Source organism: Methylobacterium sp. CB376, from assembly GCF_029714205.1.
Taxonomy (GTDB): Bacteria; Pseudomonadota; Alphaproteobacteria; order Rhizobiales; family Beijerinckiaceae; genus Methylobacterium.
In genome coordinates this window covers 1,674,746-1,698,044 of sequence record NZ_CP121648.1, presented here as the reverse complement: position 1 = coordinate 1,698,044, position 23,299 = coordinate 1,674,746, and the positions used below count along the sequence as shown (strand labels likewise).

The 23,299-nt window shown below is 63.6% G+C and carries 13 protein-coding genes; 10 read left to right on the top strand and 3 right to left on the bottom strand.

The window, feature by feature from the left end:
* Positions 1 to 127 precede the first annotated feature (127 nt).
* The 4 genes from QA634_RS07600 (at position 128) to QA634_RS07585 (ending at position 5,145) form a co-directional block, all read left to right on the top strand.
* Positions 128 to 1,411: a hypothetical protein gene (locus QA634_RS07600; protein ID WP_012331417.1), complete on the top strand. Its 1,284-nt coding sequence runs from the start codon at positions 128 to 130 to the stop codon at positions 1,409 to 1,411.
* A gap of 182 nt (positions 1,412 to 1,593) precedes the next feature.
* Positions 1,594 to 2,445, top strand: a complete 852-nt coding sequence (locus QA634_RS07595; RefSeq protein ID WP_012331416.1) for a hypothetical protein — start codon at positions 1,594 to 1,596, stop codon at positions 2,443 to 2,445.
* 151 nt (positions 2,446 to 2,596) lie between these two features.
* Positions 2,597 to 3,400, top strand: a complete 804-nt coding sequence (locus QA634_RS07590; protein ID WP_012331415.1) for a hypothetical protein — start codon at positions 2,597 to 2,599, stop codon at positions 3,398 to 3,400.
* 344 nt (positions 3,401 to 3,744) lie between these two features.
* Positions 3,745 to 5,145 carry an IS30-like element ISMtsp4 family transposase gene (locus QA634_RS07585; RefSeq protein ID WP_012330561.1) on the top strand — a complete coding sequence of 467 codons (1,401 nt, stop codon included), beginning with the start codon at positions 3,745 to 3,747 and terminating at the stop codon, positions 5,143 to 5,145.
* 771 nt (positions 5,146 to 5,916) lie between these two features.
* Here QA634_RS07585 and QA634_RS07580 read toward each other — a convergent pair.
* Entirely contained in the window at positions 5,917 to 6,582 is a 666-nt protein-coding gene (locus QA634_RS07580) for a uracil-DNA glycosylase family protein (RefSeq protein WP_012331414.1), read from the bottom strand.
* A gap of 1,153 nt (positions 6,583 to 7,735) precedes the next feature.
* On the opposite strand from QA634_RS07580, the gene QA634_RS07575 reads away from it, so the two are divergent.
* The 4 genes from QA634_RS07575 to QA634_RS07560 are packed head-to-tail and all read left to right on the top strand — an operon-like array spanning position 7,736 to position 18,040.
* On the top strand, positions 7,736 to 9,007 hold the full coding sequence (locus tag QA634_RS07575) for a DNA cytosine methyltransferase (RefSeq protein ID WP_012331413.1): 1,272 nt from the start codon (positions 7,736 to 7,738) through the stop codon (positions 9,005 to 9,007).
* On the top strand, positions 9,004 to 11,109 hold the full coding sequence (locus tag QA634_RS07570; RefSeq protein WP_012331412.1) for an ATP-binding protein: 2,106 nt from the start codon (positions 9,004 to 9,006) through the stop codon (positions 11,107 to 11,109). The genes QA634_RS07575 and QA634_RS07570 overlap by 4 nt, the downstream gene beginning before the upstream one ends.
* A complete protein-coding gene (locus QA634_RS07565; protein WP_012331411.1) occupies positions 11,106 to 12,611 on the top strand; it encodes a hypothetical protein in 1,506 nt (501 codons plus the stop codon). The genes QA634_RS07570 and QA634_RS07565 overlap by 4 nt, the downstream gene beginning before the upstream one ends.
* Positions 12,608 to 18,040, top strand: coding sequence for a hypothetical protein (locus tag QA634_RS07560; protein ID WP_012331410.1), 5,433 nt, complete (start codon positions 12,608 to 12,610; stop codon positions 18,038 to 18,040). Before QA634_RS07565 ends, QA634_RS07560 begins: the two co-directional genes overlap by 4 nt.
* On the opposite strand, the gene QA634_RS07555 is transcribed toward QA634_RS07560, so the two are convergent.
* Positions 18,037 to 18,432 carry a very short patch repair endonuclease gene (locus QA634_RS07555; protein WP_445928387.1) on the bottom strand — a complete coding sequence of 132 codons (396 nt, stop codon included), beginning with the start codon at positions 18,430 to 18,432 and terminating at the stop codon, positions 18,037 to 18,039. The genes QA634_RS07560 and QA634_RS07555 overlap by 4 nt on opposite strands.
* A gap of 171 nt (positions 18,433 to 18,603) precedes the next feature.
* Here QA634_RS07555 and QA634_RS07550 point away from each other — a divergent pair, with 171 nt between their 5' ends.
* Positions 18,604 to 20,928 (top strand): sensor histidine kinase, encoded by a 2,325-nt coding sequence (locus tag QA634_RS07550; RefSeq protein ID WP_012331408.1) that lies wholly within the window; start codon positions 18,604 to 18,606, stop codon positions 20,926 to 20,928.
* On the top strand, positions 20,925 to 21,866 hold the full coding sequence (locus QA634_RS07545) for a response regulator (RefSeq protein WP_012331407.1): 942 nt from the start codon (positions 20,925 to 20,927) through the stop codon (positions 21,864 to 21,866). Before QA634_RS07550 ends, QA634_RS07545 begins: the two co-directional genes overlap by 4 nt.
* On the opposite strand, the gene QA634_RS07540 is transcribed toward QA634_RS07545, so the two are convergent.
* Positions 21,750 to 23,054: a DNA cytosine methyltransferase gene (locus tag QA634_RS07540; RefSeq protein WP_012331406.1), complete on the bottom strand. Its 1,305-nt coding sequence runs from the start codon at positions 23,052 to 23,054 to the stop codon at positions 21,750 to 21,752. The genes QA634_RS07545 and QA634_RS07540 overlap by 117 nt on opposite strands.
* Between the last annotated feature and the right edge of the window lie 245 nt (positions 23,055 to 23,299).

The following is a 23,299-nucleotide window of genomic DNA, read 5'->3' as shown; positions in this document are numbered from 1 at the left end:
ACAATGGACGTGAAACTCTATAGCTCTACCAGAAAAATACTATATCAACTCAATATATAGACCTGTTATAAATTAATACAGCCGAATCCAATCTGACTGTACTGGTATATTTCAAGGTCGCGTCAGCATGCCCAGAGATTTCCCGCCGGTTGGTCCAGACGCCTTGGATCACCATCCCGACCTCGCCGCCGACATTGGGGGCGCTCGCAAAGAGGCTGCCAGCTCTGAGCCGTCCGCCCACGCCCCGCTGGTCTATCGCGTCACCCTCGACCGCAGCGTTCTCGAACAGGCCTACACGGCCATCCAAGTTCCCTACGATGCCGAGCCGGTGCCGACCCGGCTGTGCTTCCACCCGCACCAACTCACGCTCAGCACCACTTGGGCCGGTACACAATTCACCTCAGCCGTGGGCCTGCGCCGCACTCGCAACGACCTGCCGACGCGCGGCTTCACCCTCACGGTGAGCGAGGTCCTCCGCCTCGTTGGACGGGATGACCACCTCGGAGGGAGCCTTCCAGCGGCAAACGCGCGGCGCCTCGACTTTGTCCTCGAGCCTACCGCTGGCCGCATCGCGATCACAGCCGGGGGCAAAACCGCGGTGATGCAGGCTGCGTTCGAGACCCCGCCGCGAGCCGACGAGCCGCCCCGGCTCGATGTCCGCCTGCGCAGTGCCTTCTTCAGTCTGACGCCGCAACATGATCCGCCTGGCGCTGCCACCCCCGCTGTCGGCGCCCATCCCGGGCATGTGCCCACCGTACTCGTCAGCCGCGGCGCCCGCTGGCCGGCCTCGCTCATGGTCCCCGACCTCCCGCTCGGCGCCCTCACCCGTGTCCTCGCGCATCCCGGCGACCTTCTCGCCCGGCCGCGGCCGCCCAACCCGCGCCTGCGGCTCGACACCTCCGAACTGCATGTGACCTTCGATCCATCCGTATCACTCGACGAGGTACGCTCGGACCACGACCAGACCGACGATGCCTACCGCGTGTACGTCGAGATCGGTTGTCCTGCCCTGTTCGCCTGCCTGCGCGCGAGCGGCGGCATCCCCGACCACGGTGTCACCGTCGCCTTGTCCTGGCACAGCGCGGCCTCGGAGATGCTGGCCGTCGACCCGGCCTGGGGCGGCGAACCGCGGGTGGCAATCGGCTCGCCCGCACGACCACCGGCTAGATCCGCGCGCCGTTTGCATTCGTCCTCCGTCCACCTGTCGGCCGACACCCTACGGTGGGTCCTCACAGCGGCTGAGAGCGGCGACCGTTTGCTGATCGGCCTACGGCGCGGTGGGTCGGCCGGCGTCCTCCTCGCTCGGGGTCACGACACCCCCGTGTTCCTGGCCGCTCCCTCATCGAGCAAGGCCGAGAGTCGAACGCTGCCCCCGCCCACGACGCGCTCACCGGTGTGCGATCAGCAATGAGCGCGCATCACGCTGATGGCTGCCGTGTCGGTGGTACCGCGCGCCATCGGGCGGCTACCGGGACAGTCGGGTGCACGGGACCGCAACCCCGCGGGCCGCCGATGCCAAAGCCCAACCTCTCGCCCTGAGGCCGTACCCGTTTCCCACCCTGCCCAACCCTGTCCATGAACCCGGAGCCACGCATGACCGACATACTGACTCCTGCAACCGATCTGCCGGCCCGAGCCCTCGATGACGAACGCTCCCTAGGCCGCGCCACGCTGCCGCCCCTGCTCGCCGCATTCGCAGCCGCGGCGGACGACCCCGCTACGCCTTACCCCGTCGTCTGCGCGGCCGCGCTCGACGTGCTGCGGGTCAGTGCCGGCTACGCTGCCTCCCTCAGCCCGTACGAGGCGTTCTCCGAGTTCGACTTGGTTACCCTCACCTTCATCAACAACGCCTGCGTCGACAAGGTCACCCACGAAACCCTCTGGTTCGCCCCCGACGCGTTCCTCCTCCCGGTCCTCATCGCTCAACGCGAACTGGGCCTGCCCTTCAACGGCGCACTGAACCGTCAGTTGGGCGCGGTCATCGATCTCGGCCTGCTGCGCTTCCTCGCCGTCGAGCCCGACATCCACTTCGAGCCATTCGAGAACGTCTGCGGGCGGTTCGAGACGGCCTTCCACCTCGGCGACCCAGCGCGCGCGTTCGCGGCCGTCGACCGCCTCCGAATCCTTCTTGGCGTTGTCCCCTACGAGGCGGCCCATCCGCGAGCCCCGGACGCCGCCCTCTGGCCTTACTTCTCGTTGCGCCGCTATCTCGCCTGCCTGCCGCAAGAGTGCGGCTGCGGCGGGTACGACGAGAAGATTGCGGAACTCGAGCCCCGCCGCGGGACACTGCGGGGCTGCGGAGACTGGGACGCCGAGCGCGAACTGTGGCTGGAGGATCGTCTGGCGCAGTTGCACCACGAGCGTGATTCCTGGCGCACGACCGGCCCCAATGCCCTGCCCGCGGGGTTCGAACCACAGCGCCGGTACTCCGCGCAAGACGTATAACCTCGTGTGGAACGGTGCCGCCCCGGGCGACCCAGCCACCCAGAACATCGAGCAGCTTACGGGCGGCGTGTCCCAGACACCGCACCGTTCAGGCCGACGCCGCCCTGCCGCCGTCCCAGCCGCGCCCTTGATCCACCTCGGAGCCCTCCCCATGACCACGACTCCCGCCATCGCTCCCGACAGCATTCCGCATCATGATCCCGACGCAGCCAACGCTTGGCTTCAGCAAGCGCTGGCCAGCCTGCGCCCGGCGAAGTCAGCCGCGGCATCACCGCCCAGCGCGGACGCCCCTGACGACACAGACGCCGCCTTCAACACGCTTGCCGTCTACGCGGCCTACCTCGCCCGAATGGACCCCACCTGCGTCCGGTACGACTTGATGAGCGCGCTCGCCGAACACGAACCCTACGCAGGCGGTCCCCTCGGCAGCGGGGTTGCGACGAAGCTGGCTGACGCTCTCGCGTCGCTGCTGCCAAGCGACGAGAGCACGGAAGCACCGGACGAGCAGGGCGCGGCTGAGGCCCGCTACGCGGCGGCCCTGCAGGCTGCCCTCGCCGCCTTCCTCGCCTGCGATCGCGACCTGAATGCCATCCCGCTCACGGCCGCCTGCCGGGACTTGGCGGACGCGGTGCGCAGCGGTCAGCCCGGCGCGGCCTATGAGGCCGTCCAGGCTATTCAAGATCTGGTGAGTCGAGTCACGCGCACTATCGATGCCGCCACGTCTGACGTGTCGAAGGAGCCGTCGTCGCTTTCCGGGAGTGAGGGTACAACCGACGCCTCTCCCGCGGCACTCCGGGAGGCCATGATCGCGCGGTTGGAGGCGCGGTTGGCACAGCTAGCGCCGAATGCCCCGGACAGCGTCACGGTGGCAGGTTGGATCCAGACGCGCCTCGCCCACCTGCGTTGGGCTGCGCGGTGCGAGTTACCGCATTCAAATATAACCCAGCCTGCTTAAGTTCGTCGGTGTCAGACAGAAACATTATGTGGAACAGACGCCCACGGCGCCGTCGGCAGAGGAGTAGGTCGGCGATAGATCTGTTGACACGATCAACCGCGCCGCGGAGCACTATACAAGTCCTTAGCGACCATTGCGAAGTTGGAAGCACGACGTGGGGCCCTTTGGGCCAGCGGACCTTCGACAGAACGGCGCACTCGGTGGCTTTGCGGTCTGCTCGAGGAACTGCATAGCTACACGGCTGCGTTCGGTACCTGGGCCGGCTCCGTGTGCGCGGCGGCCCACCTGACGACAGGCGGTGGATTCAAGTGGTCGTCGCAACGGCTTGGCGGAGGGCGGTTGTGATGGCAGGTCGGCGGCGTTCGGATCGGGCACTTCGCGAGAAGCTGCGGTCACCGGGTCGTCCCGGGGTCGGTCTGCGCGAGACGCGGCGGGGGTTCTGGGCGTTCCTCGCGCAGGGTCTCTCCAGCGAGGTCGCAGCGATGAAGCTCGGGATCTCGCCACCGGTCGGCTCGCGGTGGTTCCGGACAGCAGGCGGAATGGCACCTTCCCACCTGTCACCATCATCCAAGTCGCCTTCTGCGCGCTACCTGTCGTTGGCTGAGCGGGAGGAGATCGCGATCCTACAAGCGCAAGGTCACGGGGTCCGGGACGTCGCTCGGCGTCTGGGACGGGCGGCGTCGACCATCTCGCGGGAATTGCGCCGCAATGCGGCGACCCGCAGTGGCGGCCTGGACTATCGCGCCACGACCGCGCAGTGGCACGCTGAACGCGCGGCACGCCGGCCCAAGCCAGCAAAACTGGCGGGGAACGCAGCGCTGCGGACGTACGTGCAGGAGCGGCTCGCCGGAACTGTCGCGACACCGGGCGGGAGCGCTCTGCCTGGCCCTAGCGTTGCCTGGAAGGGACGGCGGCACGGGCGACGCCAGAGCCGGCGATGGGGTCGATCCTGGAGTCCGCAGCAGATCGCCGAGCGCCTACGGCTCGACTTTCCGGGCGATACGACGATGCGCATCAGTCACGAGGCGATCTATCAGGCGCTCTACATCCAGGGCCGGGGCGCGCTGAAGCGTGAGCTGACCGCGTGTCTTCGCACAGGACGGGCTTTGCGTGTGCCGCGGGCCCGCAGCCTGGGCCGAGGCAGGTCGTTCGTCACCCCCGAGGTGCTCATCAGCGAGCGTCCGCCCGAGGTGGAGGACCGCGCGGTGCCGGGGCACTGGGAAGGAGATCTGATCCTGGGTCTGAAGAGTTCGGCGATCGGGACCCTGGTCGAGCGCACGACGCGCTTTACGATGCTGCTGCATCTTCCGCCGATGGACGGCCATGGGGTGACACCGCGTGCGAAGAACGGCCCGGCGCTGGCGGGGCACGGGGCCCAGGCGGTGCGCGAGGCGATCGCCGGCACGATCGCGCGCTTGCCCGAGCAGCTGCGGCGCTCGTTGACCTGGGACCAGGGTACCGAGATGGCCGAGCACGCGCGCTTGCGGATCGACGCGGGTCTGCAGGTCTACTTCTGCGATCCACGCTCACCCTGGCAGCGGGGGACGAACGAGAATACGAACGGGTTACTGCGACAGTACTTCCCGAAAGGAACGGATCTGAGCGCCCACAGCGCGAACGATCTTGCTGCTGTGGCCGCAGCCCTCAACAGCAGACCGCGCAAGACGCTGAACTGGAAGACGCCGGCAGAGGCGCTCGACGCTGTGCTGGCTGCCGTGCAAGATGGTGTTGCGACGACCGCTTGAACCCAAGGGCTCGTCCAGCCTCAGAGTGATGAAATAAATGAGCCCCACGCGCTGACGTTCCTCGACCGTCCCGCCGGTGTCTGCCGGTCGGGACGGTTACGGCATCGGCCCGGGCGTGGGCGACACCGCGTTTGCCGCAGGCGCGCGGCGTCGATCCTGTGCCGTGCAAGTCCGCACCGGCCCCTCGCCCGGGTTCATGGCCGATCCGAACCTGACTCGACCGCTTCCCCGGAGCTCCAGTTAGGCCCGTCACAGCACTCGTCCCTACCGGTGCCGCCGGAGCCGCCATCGTCCGGGTCAAGGCACGGTACACGCAGGTTGCACGACTATCTCCGCGTGGCGCTGCTCATCTACGCCGGCGCGTCATCTGGCGCACGCCGCCGTCGGCACCCTGACCCGGCGCCACCGATCCCCGGACCGGCGCTCGGCTCCTGTTGTTGGCGCGGCGCCGGCGTGGCCTGCACAACCCTCCACCCCTGGCTCCTCATCGGCGTGTCTACTCCGCCAGAGGCCTCGCCATATCACCTCGATCCGTTCGGGCGTGTCGCCTTCTGCGACGCGGATGCAGTCCGAGGAACATGTCGCCGTAGCCAACGATTTCGACTTCAACCTGCCGCCCTCGACCAGCATCCCCTTGATAGTCGCACTGACCGCCGAACGCCCGTGGGCGCTCGTCATCCTCAGTCGCAAGACACGGTTAAACCTGCAACTCCAAACCAATAGTGCATGGCCGCTACTATTGTCGTGTTTGCGTTCGGAATATACGCGTATCTATAAGCGGTTTTCTGCTCTCAATCTGACAATCTCTTCTCTAATAATATCTTTCGCGCGTTGTTGTCGTGCCTTATTTTCCGGCTTATTGAGAAATCGATTGCCTCCAGACGTGTGAGCAATATGGACTAACAGCTTACTATCCCATTTTTCTGCCGTGCCTGCCGCCTTCATTACAGAACGGGAAGGCAGACTGCGCATACTATCCATCATTTTGATAGCAACTCCTCCCATTGCGACGATGACGACGGGGCTTACCATCTCGATTTGACGTCGCAGGAACCCGCCGCAGTTCTGCAGCATTGCGGCGCAAGGCGGGCGATCCTCCCATCTAGCCGCGTTCAGGCGGCGGCCTGGGAAACACTTCGCCGCTGATGTCTGGTAGACTGCACGGTCGAACTCGCTCTCTCGCAGGCCACAATCAACAAATAATGCCCGCGCGCCGCCACCGGCCTGTCCGGAAAACGGCGTGCCCGTCCCGTACTCCGTGATCCCAGGGGCTTGGCCAACCAGCATCAAGGGCGCCCGCATAGGCGGCGAGAACACGGGTCGGGGAACTACTGGTGATGCATCGCGGGGCGGGTTTACCGGATGCTTCTGCAGCACCTGGGCACAACGCACGCAGGCTCGCATCTCGAGATCGAGCGCGATGAGATCAGCTTTCATGTGCAATCCGAATGTCTACCTTCTGCGTCTTCATTTCGATTATTCCGTTGTATTATTTAACCTGCAGATCCCTCCTCCGAAGCTACCGCCTGCTCGCGTGAGATGAGTACAAACTGCCGGGGCGCTACGGCAGCAATCTGTTCGCCTACGAGCGGCGCTGGAAATGTGCCGAGGAGCCGTTAGACATCGTCCTCGGACGCGAAGCGCGCAGGCCTCATGGGCGTGAGCGTTTCGCGGCGTAGAACAAACTCCCCGGCCGAACTAATGCCCATACTCCATCTAGTGCATTGACGCCATCAAAACGTACATAGCTCAGCGCGATCTCTCCTCTATTTGCAGGTCGTTAATGGACTAGAACATGGTGTTTACGTCGGCGTCAGTGCACTAGATCCCGTCCGGCCATAGCCGGTTCCACCCCACCTGCCAGAGAGCACGAGTGGGCGCGGCCTCAACTTCCGCGCCGACCGTCCGCTCTCCGCCTACGGCACTGAAGCTCAAGCCGCCAAGAGGATCACTGTATGGCGCCCCGGGAGGAGTCCCGGCACTATAGACCGACCCGAACGATGAGATCGTCCCGCATGGGACGCACGATCTCATCACGTGCCTGCCCTGGCCACGCCCACTGTCCCGACGCCCGGTTTCATCACCCTCGCCAGCTACCTGATCGGCCGGATTGCCACTGCCACGGACGCCTGTCCGGTCATGCCGGACGGCACCTGCCGACATGAGCACCCGTCCTTGCTCCGCCGGCCAGGGATCCCCTGATCCGAACTCGAAGCACGCAGTCCACAGCCTGCCGGCCTCCAATTTCAGAAAAAGCAGTTTCTAGTCAAGGGCCTACCCGCTCACCACGTGGGAGTCATTCCGCTTCTGAGCCTGCCGTCTCCGTTCCTCAACCCGCCCTGCGGAAATTATTTACGAAAGCGGTTTGACGATCCTCCGAGCCGCTTGGCGCCCAGAGCCGCTTGCTATAGCTAAGCATCCTGCGGCCGGAAATGCCAAGCTTCGCTGCTTCGGGGATGGACACCTTTTGTTCTCGCTGGTTCAATGCGTGGCCGAACCTCCCCGGGCGGAAACGGGGGTTTCGAGGCGCGAGCAATTGGCCAGCCTCCAACCCGGTTCGCGTCGGCGTGGAGGCGAGTTGGGGGCAAGTGTGGATCACGACGAGCCACTGTTCATTGATGTATTCGCAGGCTGCGGCGGACTGAGTCTCGGCCTCCTTAAAGCCGGGTGGAAGGGCCTTTTCGCGATCGAGAAAGACGCGTTTGCATTCGACACGCTCAAGCATAACCTGATCGATGATGGTGACCGCTACCGCTTCGTCTGGCCCGAATGGCTCGAGAAGAAGCCTTGGACCATCGAGGCGCTGATGGAGGCCCACCCGGACGAACTGGTAAACCTCAGGGGCAAGATCGATCTTCTCGCTGGAGGGCCACCATGCCAGGGCTTTTCAAGCGCCGGTAGACGGCACCCGGGCGATCCCCGCAACCAGCTTGTGGAGCGGTATCTCGAGTTCGTCGACGCCATCCGCCCTAAGATGGTGCTGATCGAGAACGTGAGAGGAATCACCTACGACTTCGCTGGCGGCAATGAGGCCGAGGGCAGGCGCAACTTCGCCAACGACATCATGTGCCGGCTGGGCGAGAACTACCACGTGTATGCCGACACCATCCGGTGCTCAGAGTATGGTGTCCCCCAACAGCGGCCGCGCTTCTTCTTAGTCGGCCTTCTCAAGTTCGAGGGATGGGAGCCGTCACGAGCCGAAGATCCCTTTGCTAAGCTGCAGGCCTCCAAGGTCAAGTTCCTGGCCAAGAGGGGCCTGTGCTCGCGCATGACCTGCAAGGAGGCGATCTCGGACCTGGAGCGTAGCCACGCCGGCACCGGACCGTGCCTGGACTCGAAGGGATACCTGAGCATACGCACCAAGCCACCCCGCACCGACTTCCAGCGGCTCCTGCGCGACGGCTTCGAGGGAGAGATATCGGACACGCGGCTCGCCCAGCACCGGCCGCATATCATTGAGCGCTTCAGCAGGATAATTCAGGAATGCCGAGAGGCAGGACGGCTGGGCGTCCAGCTAAACCGCGAAATGCGAGAGCGACACGGTATGAACAAGATAGCGACCCGTGTTCTTGATCCGGACAATGTGGCGCCTACCATCACCAGCATGCCGGACGACTTGCTCCACTACTCGGAGCCTCGCACGCTCACAGTACGAGAGAACGCCCGGCTCCAGACGTTCCCGGATTGGTTTGTTTTCAAGGGTAAGTATACGACAGGCGGCGGCCTGCGCCGCCATGAAGTCCCGCGCTTCACGCAAGTAGCAAACGCTGTTCCGCCCCTGATCGCGGAGATGTGGGGTGAAGTCCTGCTCGGCTACGCCCTGGTGCGGCATAGGGTCGGCCGCGGAAGACTAGCTGCATGACCGACGTCGCGGACTGCACCTTTCCGGTTGAGCTCCAGAACTGGGCCGGCAATCGCTCGGGAGGGGTGCGCCGCCTCTTCGATGACGCGAGCGGCCGGCCGGGCGAGACCGTCCTGAGAACGAACCTCCTCGACCGGCTGGGTGAATGGGCTCGCACCTTCTCGAAGCGGGCGCCCGGGGCGCCGCGAATCCTCTTGCTTGTCGGTGGGCCCGGTAATGGCAAGACCGAGGCGATCGAGTCGACAATCCGGTGGCTCGACGAAGGTGTTGGCGCCAATGGCGCACTCGTCGCATTGCTTCGGAACGCGTTCGCGCCGCCAGACGGAATCGCGCCGCGGCTTGTATGCGTGGACCTTGATCAGGTCATGGCTTGCGAGGGACTCGGGACCTTGGCCATCGTCCAAGATGCGTCCGCCGTCACTGGCGGGGAGACCCGGACAGCGGCTCAGCTTCTGCGAGACGAGTTGAAGCGTGCGGTCGAGGCCGGCCGGCGCGAGACGTACCTCTGTTGTGTGAACCGCGGCATTCTTGACGATGCTCTGGTCGAGGCCATCGATTCGAGAGACGATGACAGCCAGCGGCTCCTCGAGGCGATCGCGCGCGCGGTCAGTCTCTTTCCAGACGCCCCGCCGTGCTGGCCCTTGAAGGACTTTCCCGAAGTCGCCGTTTGGCCGATGGATGTCGAGTCCTTGCTGCTGCCGACGGACGCCGGCGGCGAATCGCCGGCGAGGGCGTTGCTCAATCTGGCGCTCAACGAGGCGAAATGGCCGGCGGCCGGCAGCTGTGCTGCTGGATCTGGTTGTCCCTTCTGCGGGAGCCGCCAGGTTCTCTCGCGTGACCGCGAGCAAGGCGCGCTACTCGACCTCCTCCGTTGGTACGAGGTGGCGAGCGGCAAGCGCTGGAGCTTCCGCGATCTCTTCTCGCTGGTGTCCTATCTCCTCGCTGGTCACCGACCTGGTGCCAAGGACGCCCGCCTCGACCCGTGCCGTTGGGCAGCTTCGCTGGTCCAGGCAGACGAGCTGGCTCGGCGCAAGGGGAAGCCGTCTAAGGATACCTCGACGGCGATCTTCCAGCTCGTAAGCGCCCAATACCAGCATGCACTCTTTCACTGCTGGGATCGTGACGCAGGGGCGTCGCTCCTGCGCGACATCCGCGACCTTGGCCTTGAGGACGACAACACGGCCATGGGGTTGCACTGGTTCCTTGTGTCCAGGCGAGGCCAGTACCTGCCGACGACCATCGGCGCGTCGCTGGACGGCCTCGTTCGGACGACAGATCCCGCCCTTGCGGCGCCCGAGACCGAGGTCCGCGTCAGCCAAAGGACGGCTTATTCCTATAGGGAACTCGACATTAGATTTAGTCGGTCTGTAAGGGAAGGCCTGGACTATGTCCGCCGCAGCCAGATACTGATGCGGGTCGAGGTCGACTTACTGGAGCGGCTCGCCGTGCTGGACTCCGATCTTTCTCAGGACGCCGCACGCAGAAGTCGCCCCGCCACCGCGACCAGAGTGCAGCGACTGGTGCGGGACTTTGCCTGCCGGACTGTGCGCCGCACCCTCGGCGCCCGAAGCGGAGCGGTACTCGACGCCGCCATTCTCTCCGAGTTCCAGAAGGTTACTGAGTATCCGGGCGGCAATGAGCTCTACGAGGTCGCACTCGAGGTAGAGCGGCTGCTGAACTCTCGACAGAACTTTGAGATCTCACTGACGACAACATTCGGCCAACCGCTTCCGCCAACCGCGCAGAGGGCGACGCTGGTGGTTCCAGCACGGCCGGTGCGGCCGCTGGAAGAGGACGCCCCAGACCGACCCGCGCGGCCTATAGCCTACCTGCGGGTCGGAAGCGGGAAATCGGGCCAACCAATTGCCTTGACATTCGACCTGTTCAAAGCGGTGAAGGAGCTTCGTGAAGGCATGTCGGTGGCGTCGCTGCCGCGGACGGTGCTCGCGCTTCTTGACACGACCCGCGCCCGGCTCTCAGGCCCGATCGTCCGTGATCCGGAAATCCTCGATCGGGCGGGTCTGCGCATCGGCACCGATGGGGTGGTCGTGGAGGAACGGCGACATGGCTTCGTCGCCCGCAGGGAGAGCGTGGCGCGATGACGTTGGCCAAGTTCAGGGACGAGCCCTGGCAGACGTCCCATCCCATGTACTCGCAGTCAGCCTTGGCGATGACGCCTGCGCCCGAGTACGCGAGCTCCGAGGTGATCCTCTCCTCGCTCTATCGTGCTGCCGGGTTCCAAGGCCTCTCAGAGGGGTCTGTGCCGCAAGCCGGGCGCGATCTGGATCGGGAGATCCGGAAGTACCGCAACCGGAAGCGATCACGTGAGGGCGCGGCGCTGGACGCAGACTCCTTCAACATGATGCTTCACTCGGCATTGGAGAGTCCCAAGCTTCCCAGCAAGGCGTCGAAGCGGTTCCTGCAGGTAATGCCAATCGTCCCGCAGACAGCCGCGTTCTCGGGCTCGGCCCGGCTTGCCGGGAACCCTTGGTCGCCGGGCGTGCTCGTCCGGCGCATGGTCTGGCTCGGTGCGTCCAGCGCAGCTGCGGCCGAAAAGCTCTGGGCTAACCTATTTGATGCTCTTTCCGTCGCGAACGACGATGATATTTTTGCGCGCTTCCTGCAGCGCGAGCTCGCGGCATGGGCCTCTGGGTCGGTCTGGACAAGGGCGCCCTCGATCCCGATGCCCATGCTCGACCTCGCTGATCAGGACGGGCTGCGATATCCGGCCCGGCAGTTTGCCGAGGACATCGAAGCCATCATCGACGCCAAGAGCTCACTCACGCGCCGCCAGTGGACCAGCTTGCTGGAGGCGATCCTACGCATCGGCGTGGTGTCCCATGTGCTGTGGCTGTGCGAGATCCACGACCGCACGTGGCGCTGTGTCCGGAGTGCCTTATCGGGCGGCGGGCCGACGACACTTGAGGAGGCGAGGGAAGCGATGCTCCCCCGCAGCCTCGCGATGCTGTCCTATGGCGACCGGGCGCTCGCCATGGTGAAGGACCAGACCTCGGCTTTCCTTATGGCGCGCCTCGGGCTGAACGCTACGCTCTGGTCACTGGCCGAGGGCGGGAAGGATGTTCCCGGAAACCTGTGGTCGGCTGCCGGCGTGCTCGCGCTTTGCGAGGGTGTGCGGGCGGATCGCGCAACGCTCGACCGGCTAGGGCTGGCGGAGCTCGTCTCCGAGCTACAGGAGAGGGAGAACCACACCATCATCTGCCGGAAGGGGATCGGGTCCAACATCACGGAGTTCGCCCGGCACGTGCTTGGCCAGCGGCAGGCGGCGAACGCCGTGCTCCGGGGCTATGATCAGGGCTACGCCCTTAGGAAGCGCGGGACGCGCAACTCAAGCCCCTGGATCGTCGCGCTGGGACCGGTCGCGGTACTGGCCCTCGTCCACTGCGCGCTATCAAAGACATCGGGCCCAAGATCTGTGCGGCGACTGGCGCAACACCTCCGGGGGTACGGAATAAGCGTCGACCACCGCGACATCGCGCAGAATGATCTTGGCCACCAGCTGCGGATGCTTGGCCTTGTTCTCGATAGCCCGGACGCAGAGAGCGGGATGCTGCTCGTGCCTCCTTTTGTGGAGGCCGCCGCTTGAACCGACTCGCGAAGATCCTCGCCGGCTTCGTCCGCGCCAAGATCGACCAAACTGCAGCCGAGGACGGGGTGGAGGTTAGGCTCATATTCCATGGGCCGCCTTTGGAGATCCTCGCTGACGCCTTCGCCTGCCTGATGGCTGATAGTGTCACGGTGCCCGTCCTGCTTCAGGTGGCTCAGCTCGAGCCTGGGCAAGCCAATCCTGCGGTAGGCTCCTCGGGCTGGTGCGACGACACCCACCTTCTTAACCTTCGAAATTCACCTGCCAAGCCAACATTCGTGGCGCTGATCCCGCCTGGACAGCATAGTAACAGGTCTGTGTCCACAACGACCCACGAATTCGGCATGGCGGCATCCAACAACGCCGGCAACGTTCCATTCGAGGCTTGGTGGTCGGACGAGTTCCTGCAGGACGTTGTTGGCGCGGCCTTGTCGGAGGCAAAGATCAGGGAGGCCGACTGGGAGCAGGCCAGGGCACTTATCGAGTATGCCGCGGCAGCTGCGGACGAGGTCGATGTCGACCGAACACAGAGGGGCCGTGCCTGGCGGGTGATCTCTAGGGTCTGTGCGCCATACCCCGGCGGCTCGCAGCTCAACGAAAGCGAACTCCTTAGTCTGGCTTGCGGCCTGCCTAGAACTAAGGAGCGCAACCTCTCCCTGCGGGAACAGGTAGCTACCCTGGAGAAGATCGCCGATGCGCTGTCCGATGGCTTTGGTGTCGGCATCTCGCGCGCGCAGGAAGGGGCAAGCGAGGAGGATGCGGCGGGCCTTGCCGAGTTCTTGGACCACCTGCGGTCCGTTTGTGACCGCCCCACTGCATTTGAGCGCTCGGCTGCGGCCTTTTACGGGCCGTTCGACGGCTTAAATCTGGACGCTCGGCCGAGATGGTGGAACGACCTGACGGTCGAGAAGTGGTCGGAGCTCCTCATCGAGGAAGCGGCCGCCACCGGTGACATACGGATGGTGTGCACCAACGGCATCATGCCGTTTGCGCGTGGCATGCCAGTATTGGTGATGAGTGAGGTCGATCTGGAGTTCGAGACGGTGGGGCCGGCGACGAGCGACGCCGTGGTTACCATCGAGCGAACTCCGGCCGGGGCTGGCGGCAAGGTTATCGGTCAAGTCCGGGCCAGCAGCGAGCGAGTCTTCGTCGACTGGACCCCGCCCTCACATCGCTCGCCCATGCGCTACGTCGCATCTGCGGACCGCTTCAAGCCGGGCGCGATCAAGGTTGTCTCTCTCGCCACGTGGGCACCCGGCATCTACGTGGCCTGCCGCTTGGCGAGAAAGTTGAGCCCGCCGAAGCGCCGGAAGAGCAGGGGGGGGCCGGAGCTTGAGTCTCAACTGCTGCTGCCTGGCGCGGGCCGCTATGACCTCCTCGTATTCGCCTCGCCAGGCGTAGAGATTGATGGTCAGGCCAGTGGCAACACCGAGGACGCGGCAGAACGCGGCGACGCGCCCGTCGGCCTGCCGGTACGCGCCATTCGCCAGGGCCACTTTCAGGTGGAGGTTGAGGTCGACGGCAACTATCAGCTTGACGTCAGCTTCAGGCGCCCCATTGCCGATGGAAGGATGGAGAGGGTTGTCTGCCGCGTGTCCCTCGCGATCGAGGAGGGGCAGCAAGACGGCTGTAAGAGCGAGTTTGAGCGGTTAATCAGGGCCAATCGGCGGCGCCTCCAACCCTCGGACGCTCGCTCCATCGTGCAGCCGGACCGCAACGCCCGTGCGTCGAGTCTGCAGGATTGGATGCTCTCGGCCGACCTGATCGAGAGATCCTACCAGCCGATCGTTATCGCGAATGACTACGTGGACGCATGGGTCCAGCCGACGTGGACGGAACCGGCCGGCCCGGTCTTCTCGTCCGGCCGGTTCCTGAAGGACCCACGGCCCGACCCGTCCGAGTTCGTTCCCCCAGCGGGGTTCGTCGAGGCAAGGGCGGAGATTGGTCGTTGGATCCGCGGCGGCGGCGATGAGACCGGACTCGTGGAGTCCGCGCAATTAGGAAAGTGGGCGGCCTCCGACCCAGCATTCTGCGAAATCGTCGAGCAGTACTTGTCCGCCTACCAGGCCTGGCTAGCCGCGGACCCGGATGTGGCGTGCTGGGTGGACGTGGCCGCCGTCACAACCCTCGAGTCCGACGGGCGCACACTCTCCCGGATTCCGGACGCCGTCTTGCTCTCTCCCCTCCATCCCATCCGCATCGCCTGGCACACCGTTGCGCAGGGCGTGCTGCTGGAAGCCGATGAGGCGGAGCGTCCCTGTCCCGCCGTCAGCGTGCTCGACCCAGACTGCGTGCCCGACGTTCTTAGCATTGCGCTGAGGTCGGCCGTCGGCGTGGAGCGAGTGAACTTTGTCGCGGTGGAGAATGGCACCGACTACTGGTCGGTGCTGTGGAATGGCAGGCAGCTCAGGGGACTCGCGGACCGGTCGCGTCTGGCGCCCTTCGGAACAGGCTTCGGCATTTCGGTCGGGGGGATTTCTGCGGGCTTCAGCGCAGCCCAGGTGGGCCGGGCTCTGGAGGACGTCTTCGACCTTGTCGCCGCGAAGCCGCTGGTGAGCGTCGCCGTTGCGAGTGCCGGAGGAGCCACTGATGCCTGCAATCAGGGCCTGATCGAGTGGTGCACGCGCCAGTACCGACAAGACGACCGGCGGCCCATCCGCCAGTCTGTCGGTTCGCGAAGTGTCGACATCTACGATGATCGAGACGCCGCCTCACGGCCAGAGGACGCGACGATCGCCAACCTCTCAGAGGACACAGCCAACGCCGTCAGATGGTTTGATCGCCAGCCTGTAAGCGCCGTGCCTGACCTAGGCATTATTGCTCAGCTCGACATGTCGGAGCCGAGCGTCACCAGCGTCCCGACGCAAACCCCAATAGCCCCGGCGGCCCTGATCAGGCATCGCATACGCCGGCAGCTGCCCAATGCCTTTCTGAGTGAGTCACGCCAGGCGCTGCCCGCACCCTTCTCGGGTGATAGCCTTGCGGATAAGGTCGGCGCCTGCGTCGCCGCCCTTGAGAATCTGGGCGATCAACGCTGCGGCCTTAGCTTCGCGCCCAATGTCAATGCCATCCAAGACATGCTGGGGCGCCGGCGCACCGACTACGTTGCCGTATCGTCCTCCGCCATCGATCCCGCCTGCTTTCTCGGCGGATGGCTGGAAGGAGCCTACCTTTGGGACTACGACTTGCCATCTTACTCCAACCGGGCTGGGGACACGAACGGCTATTATCTGTTGTCGTCCGTTAAGGATGCGGATCGGGAGGTGCTAGCTAAGGCCCTGTCCAAGCTTCCCGGCTGCGCAGCCCTGGACAAGGACTACGTCCGGAACGTCCTTCTTGAGATCGCCCGTAGAGGAATCCCGACCGTCAAGGGTCTGGCCGGCGACGACGCAGGCGCGACCGGGAACCTCGGGCTATTCCTCGCAGTCCGGCTGCTTCAGGACAGGTTCCGGATCGGCGCCGACACGGCAAGTTTACTTCCTGTAATCGGCGGGAGCGAAGACGACGCCCACCTCGCGGTGATAGTGCCCGTGGACCCTTTCCGCGGCTACATGTCGGATTTGGCACGGAGCATGCCTTCTGAGCGGAAGGACGCCTCCCTCGCCCGGCCCGACCTCCTAACGGTTGGGATAAGGATCACGCCGGCCGGCGTCAGCCTTCGCCTGACGCCGGTCGAGGTAAAGTGTCGGCCGAGCTCTATCTTTCCCAGCGCCGAAGTAGGAGATGCGCTCGAGCAGGCCAAGACGCTCTCGAGGCTTATCCAGGCCATGCATGCGGGCGAGGGGCAGCCCAGAGCATGGACCCTCGCGTTCCAGCACATCGTGCTCTCACTCGTCGGCTTCGGCATGCGGGTGTACAGTCAGCACCCGGATGTCGTGGATCAAGAGAAGTGGTCCCTGTTCCACCAAAGGATCGCCGGTGCCATCCTTGCGAGTGAAGCGGACATTCAGGTCGATGGGCGAGGGCGCCTGATCATCATCGACGCCAGCCCGAGGAGCTCGGTGAGGGATCAAGACAGCGATGGTTTCGACGAGACTATAATCATCGGGCTGGACGATGCAGGCAGGATCGTAGGCGGAGACCCGGCGTCGTTCTACGACAGCGTGCGAGCGAAGGTAGGCAACTGGCAGCTGTTCCCAATGGAGGGAGATAGTGGCCTCCCAGCAACGCCCGCCTCGACGGCTGTTGAGGAGGGCGAGGCCTCGGGTGTCGTGGTACCTGCAGCATCAGTGTCCGATCCGGTTCTGCAGCAGACTGTGGTTGCCGATCCTCCCACCGTCGCGCCGTCCCGTACCAGCATGGGCATAAATCTTCGTGTCGGCTCCTCCATTGGCGGCTTCGAGACGCGACCGGTGACGCTCAACGTCTCAGACACCCGCTTGAACCACCTGAATATGGGTGTCGTTGGGGACCTTGGGACAGGCAAGACTCAACTCCTCAAGTCGATCATCCTACAGATCACCGAAGCATCCACCGCAAACCGCGGTCTGCGCCCCCGTTTTCTGATCTTTGACTACAAGCGGGATTACAGCAGCGAGGATTTCGCTCGGGCCACTGGTGCCCGGGTCGTCAAGCCACACAAGCTACCGATCAACCTGTTCGACACCCGGACAATGGAGGAAGCGGCCGCGCCATGGTTGCAACGCTACCTCTTCTTCAGCGACGTACTAGACAAGATCTATTCGGGCATCGGCCCCGTACAGCGAGACAGGCTGAAGCGAGCCATCCGGCACGCCTACGACACGGGCCTGCCGGGCGAGCAGCCGACTCTCTACAACGTCGCCGAGTCCTACGACGGGATCATCGATGGTAAGCCTGATTCCGTTTCCTCCATTATCGGCGACCTAACCGATCTGGAAGTCTTCGAAGCAGACCCTCGCAAAACGGTCCCCTTCGATGATTTTTTCAACGGCGTGTTGGTGATATCGCTCGACGCGCTCGGGCAGGACGACCGGAGCAAGAACATGCTGGTCGCGGTCATGCTCAACTTGTTCTACGAGAACATGCTAAAAACACCCAAGAGACCGTTCCTGGGATCTGACCCGCAGCTTCGCGCGATCGACTCATACCTACTCGTCGACGAAGCTGACAACATCATGCGCTACGAATTCGATGTGCTGCGCAAGTTGCTGCTGCAAGGGCGGGAGTTCGGAGCGGGCGTCATCTTGGCGTCTCAATACCTTCGGCACTTCAAGGTGAACGCTACCGACTACCGCGACCCGCTGCTCACCTGGTTCATCCACAAAGTCCCGAACGTCACGCCCGCTGAGCTTTCCACCCTGGGCATGACAGGCTCACTCGCGGAGCTTGCCGAGCGAGTGAAGTCCTTGAAAAACCACCAGTGTCTCTATAAGTCTTTCGACGTCCCTGGCGAGGTGGTCCGAGGGTTGCCGTTTTTCGAGTTCGTAGCTTCGTGCAAGAAGCTCTAGGACGATCTGGTGCCGTGCCAAATTTTATGGGCCAATCGCTGAGCAGTCGCGCCCAAGCGCGACTTGGTGACGATCTCGCATTCCCAGGCGACGAGGACCTGCCAGCCCAACGCAGCGAGGCGGCGTGCTGCCTCGGCGTCACGCGCGACATTCCGCTCGAACTTGTGCGTCCAGAACGCCGTGTTCGATTTCGGGGTCGTTGCCACTCTACATCCCGAATGTCTATGCCAGAAGCATCCATGCACGAAGATGACTGTCCTATAGCGGGGGAATACCAGATCCGGCTTCCCAGGAAGGCCAGCACCGCCCAGCCTGTACCGAAGGCCCAGTGCGTGCAGCGATCGCCGGAGCAGAAGTTCGGGCTTGGTGTCCCGTGATCGGATGCGGGACATTCGCTTCGAGCGGCCCGCAGGATCGAGGAAGTCGGCCACTGCTCGTCCCTTTTCTTGACGGAATAAGAGGATAATGAGCCTCGATGCCCTGTCCATTGACGTGAGCGAACGGTGGTGCAGGCCCTTCCCAGCTTGCCTCACGCCGTGAACTGGTGGAGCTAGGATCCAGACATGGCGCAGGAAACATTTCGAATCAGCTCCCACTTGAAGGACATCATCGGCCGTGACCTCGTGACGAACGAGTTCGTGGCACTATTCGAATTGGTAAAAAACTCGTTCGATGCAGGCGCAACCTCCGTTGACATCGAGTTCGATCCGAACAAGCGGTCGATCGCTGTAGTTGACAACGGGCGCGGCATGTCTGAGTCGGATGTGCGCGATAAATGGCTGTTCGTAGCCTACTCCGAGAAGGCACTCGTCGGTCGTAATGACTATCGCAACAAAATTCGCCCCGCAGGCCAATTTGCCGGGAGCAAGGGAATAGGCCGCTTTGCTTGCGATACACTTGGCAGAAAATTGGACCTGTACAGCCGCGTGCAGGGTAGCAGCGCAATTTCTAAGCTCGAAATCGATTGGCGCGACTTCGAAGGCGAGAGCACCAACGAGTTTCAGGAAGTAAGCGTATCACTTGGATGTTCGCAGTCGTTTCCGCCTCTGATGAATCCCTCCCCGCCCGAGAACAGCGGAACGGTGCTCTTGATCAAGGAAACACGGCAGGATTGGGACGAGGACAGCATACGTCGCCTCCGGCGGGACCTCGCCAAGCTAATCGATCCCTTCGGGACGACGAGCGAGGTGACGTTGTCGACATGGTTCGCCGACGGCTCCGGGGAGGAAATCGAGGGCGTCGACGGGCCCGTGGGCAACGAGATCGCGGAACTCCTGCGGGACAAGACCAGCCGGATCGAGGTTGTGATCGTCGACGGCTTTATTGACACTACGCTCTACGATCGCGGCCGGAAAATCTACGCGATCCGCGAGCCTTCCCTCTATCCGGAACTCGCGGCATGCCGGATAGAGGGGCAGGTGTTCTTCCTCAATCGGTCGGCCAAGCACACATTCACGCTCCGCATGGGAGTAAGGCCTATCGAGTTCGGGAGTGTCTTCCTCTTCTTGAATGGCTTCCGCATCCTTCCCATTGGTGAGGAGTTCGACGACACGTTTGGCTTGAACCGACGGAAGCAACAGGGACAGGCCCGTTATCTGGGCACCCGCGACATCATCGGCCGTGTAGACGTGACCGCCCCGCCCAAGATGTTTCGCGAGGTTTCGAGCCGGGACGCTGGGCTCGTGGACGACGCGAACCGCCGTGCGCTGTTTGAGGCTATCCGCCGGCACATGGTGTTCAAGCTCGAACGCTACGTCGTGGGTGTGAACTGGGCGGACAAGTCCGACCAAAATCGCGACACGCCGGAAGGGCTGGAGACTGACCACGCCCGTGAGCGCATTCTCACGATCGTGGGAAGTCTGGCGCGGACGAGAGACATCGAGATCCTCTATTTTGACGAAGATCTAGTCAGGGTATCCGAGGATCCCGATCAGGTCACCGATAACGCGCTCAGGGCGATGTCGGACGTCGCGGAGAGTCGCGGTGATGCGAAGCTGCTGGAGCAGGTCGAAGCGGCCCGGCGCAGGATCGCCGAGCTCAGGGCGCAACGGCAGGAAGCGCGCGAGGTCGCGCAGCGCGCGATTCAGGAACGGAACCGGGCTGACGCCCGCATCGCACGATTGGAACAGCAGGCGGCGTTCCTCGGCAGCAGCCGGGATCTGGACATTGAGCGAGTCCAACTCCTGATGCACCAAGCCACCATCCACGCGGGACACGTTCGCTCCGCGGTGGCGAACGCTGCCTACGAGATCAGGAACGTGCTGTCGCTGGCAGCGACGCAGGGCGAGCTGGACGATCCGGAAGAGATCGAGGACTTGCTCGCGTCGATCCGGCAGTCGGCCCGCCGGGTCTCCGCCTCCATTGCGGGTGCCACACTCTCGGGCGACCGCCTGGGTGCAGTGCTCTCCTTCGCGCCCAACATTCGGATCGACCTAAAAACTGACAAAGTGGAGGGCGACCTGCTTCAGTTCCTCGCCGAGTACTTCACAGTCCGGCTGGCTGGCGTCCCCGGCATGCCCGAGGCTGTCTTCCGAAATCCCGGATTGTCGCTGTTCCGCGAGTTCTCGCCCGTCGACATTGCCGTTCTCATCGACAACCTGCAGGACAACGCCCGCAAGCACCGAGCGTCCCGAATCGAGTTCGTGGCTGCGAGGAAGGGTGCCAATAGAGTGGTGATCAGGGTGTCTGACGACGGGGTCGGTATCAACGTGGACCGGATTGATCCCGCGAAAATCTTCGAGCGCGGCTACACGGGTTCGTCTAATGGGACCGGGCTAGGCCTCTACAGCGCCCGCCAAATTCTGCAGGAGATGGGCGGCTCGATTGATCTGATGGGGGACGGCAGCCGCGCCGACTTCGAGATCGTAATACCCGGGGAAGGGGAATGAACCTCGACTTCGGCATCCTCTGGATCGAGGACTCCTATAGCGCTGAGGAGGAGGCAAGTCTTAGGCGTCGTATACAGGACGCGGGCTTTATTGCCCGCATCGAGGTAATCCCGAACGGCAACGGAATCGAGGACTTGGGACGCAGGCACGCCCTCTTTCACTGCTTCGACCTGATTCTCCTCGACTACAAGTTGAGGAACGCCGACGGTGACGACCTCGCGCCGCGGGTGCGGCAGCTATTCCCATCGACCACCATACTGTTTTATTCGGGCAATGATGACGAGGACGGCCTAAGGAGCAAGATTGCCGCGAAGAGGGTCGAGGGCGTCTACTGCAGCCATCGGCAGCGGTTCATCGAACGCACAGGCGCGCTCATCGAACAGACGGCGAGAGCGCTCGACCGCCTTTCTGGCATGAGGGGGCTCGCCATGCGGGTCGTCGCAGAGTGCGACGCACTCATGAAGGATGCGGTCCGGGCCATGTCCGCGCGCGCGCCAATGTGCGAAGAGAAACTCAGCGAGCTAGATGGTGATGTTATCGCGCACCTCGGACTGATCAAGGAGCGGTACGAGGAGGCGAGCCGGGTCGATCTCGAGGCGCGCCTCGATACGTTTGCCGTGGACAGCGCAAAGCTGTTCAAGCACTTTCGCCGCCTGACTAAGTTGGCAGCTGCGAATCAGGCCGCCTTTGGGCTTGACAGCGATCAGATAGACCGCCTGCGCGAACTCCGCCGGGCGAGCGCGCAATTCGACGCCGACGTTCTCAGGAAGCGCAACGACCTCGGGCACGCGAGAGAGGTCGAAGGGGAGAACGGCTGGGTTCTAGAGGGAAGCGTCGGCATAAGAGTGGGGGACTTTCCTCGCATCCGTCAAGTGTTCGCGGGTTATATCGATGCGTTTCGGGAGATCGGGAGTCTGGTCGCCCCACGAGATCGGTAGTGCACGCAGCGTCTCTCCGAGCGCTTCGGCCAGCAGCGGCGGGACCGCATTGCCGACCTGAGTAAACTTCGGGCAGGCACCTTTCCGCTGCGGGCCACCCGTAGTGTAGGGCCCGCGAAACTCGAACCAGTCCGGAAATGACTGCAGGCGTGCATGTTCGCGGACGGTCATCGATCGGGGGCGCGCGTAGTGGACGAAGTCGTCTGGGAGCGTGCTGATCGTCGGCGCAGGCGCACCGGCGTCGAGCGGTGTCGTTGAACGCTTCGCTATACCGAGCCGGAGCCTGTCACCGGGCCGCAGGCATACGCCTCGTTCGCAAGTGTCGAGGATGTCCTGCATACGGCGAGTTGATGCGGCGCTGTGACGGGGCAGGCGCATGTCACTGGGCTGGTTATGGCATCCCAGTCTCATCAGCTCTTGATATGCACTGCTGATGCTCTCGGCCCTTCGGAGTTTTCTGAACCCAAATTTGCCCCACTCGTCATCGAGTTCCAGATCGTCGTCAACTTCGACCAGATCCGAGATGGCGGCTTCGGCTCCGGTGCTCTTGGGCCCGAGTTTTCTAGAAACCAGAAAGCTCTTTCTTGCCACGCGCAACCGTTGAAGCGGGTCCACGCCGGGCAAGGTGCCCTTGGGCGCCGCTAGTAGCACGAATCGCGGCCTGCGCTGGGGCACCCCCCAGTCTGCCGCCCTGAGCACGTCCGACCATGCCTGATAACCTAGCCGATCCAGCTCTCTCGTCACGTAATCGCTGTACGAGCCGCCGGTCCGGTGCTTCATCGACCGAAAGCCAACGACGTTCTCAAGCAACACCAACCTGGGTTGGACGGCTGCGACGTACTGCAGGTACACGTCGACCATAGCGCTGCGTGGGTCGTCCGGATGCCTCAGCCCGTTGGTGCTGAAGCCTTGGCAAGGGGGGCCGCCGGCCAGCAAGTCGACTTTTCCGCGCAGCCCGACGAGTTCCGCTCGGTGCGTCGTAAATAATTCTTCAGCTCTCCAGGCCCGCTTCTCAAGCCAGGAGGGCCACACATGCTGGTCTGGTCGAGCGTCCAGCAGGTTGTGCCGATATGTAGCAAACGCATCGGGATGCGCCTCGACGCTGAACAAGATTGAAAACCCCGCGGCACCCAGCCCCAGAGAGAGTCCGCCACAACCGGCGAAAAGGTCGATGCAGGTCGGTTTCACGGTGCCTCGGTATGTCGGAATGGTTTATATTTTCTAAACACTCGCGCGCCTTCCATGCACCAAAGCCGGACGCTCGGTATCCAAGCCATTGATCGGATCGGAGCTGGAACCAGAATCCGGCCGTACGCGGTTCGTGTATATTTCGCTTGGGCTGCATGTGCACTTCGGCACGCCGTGTAAATAAATGACAGCTCTCGACTGTAAGGGTGCACATGAATGTCTGGCGTTGGGCGCAAAGCTGCTGG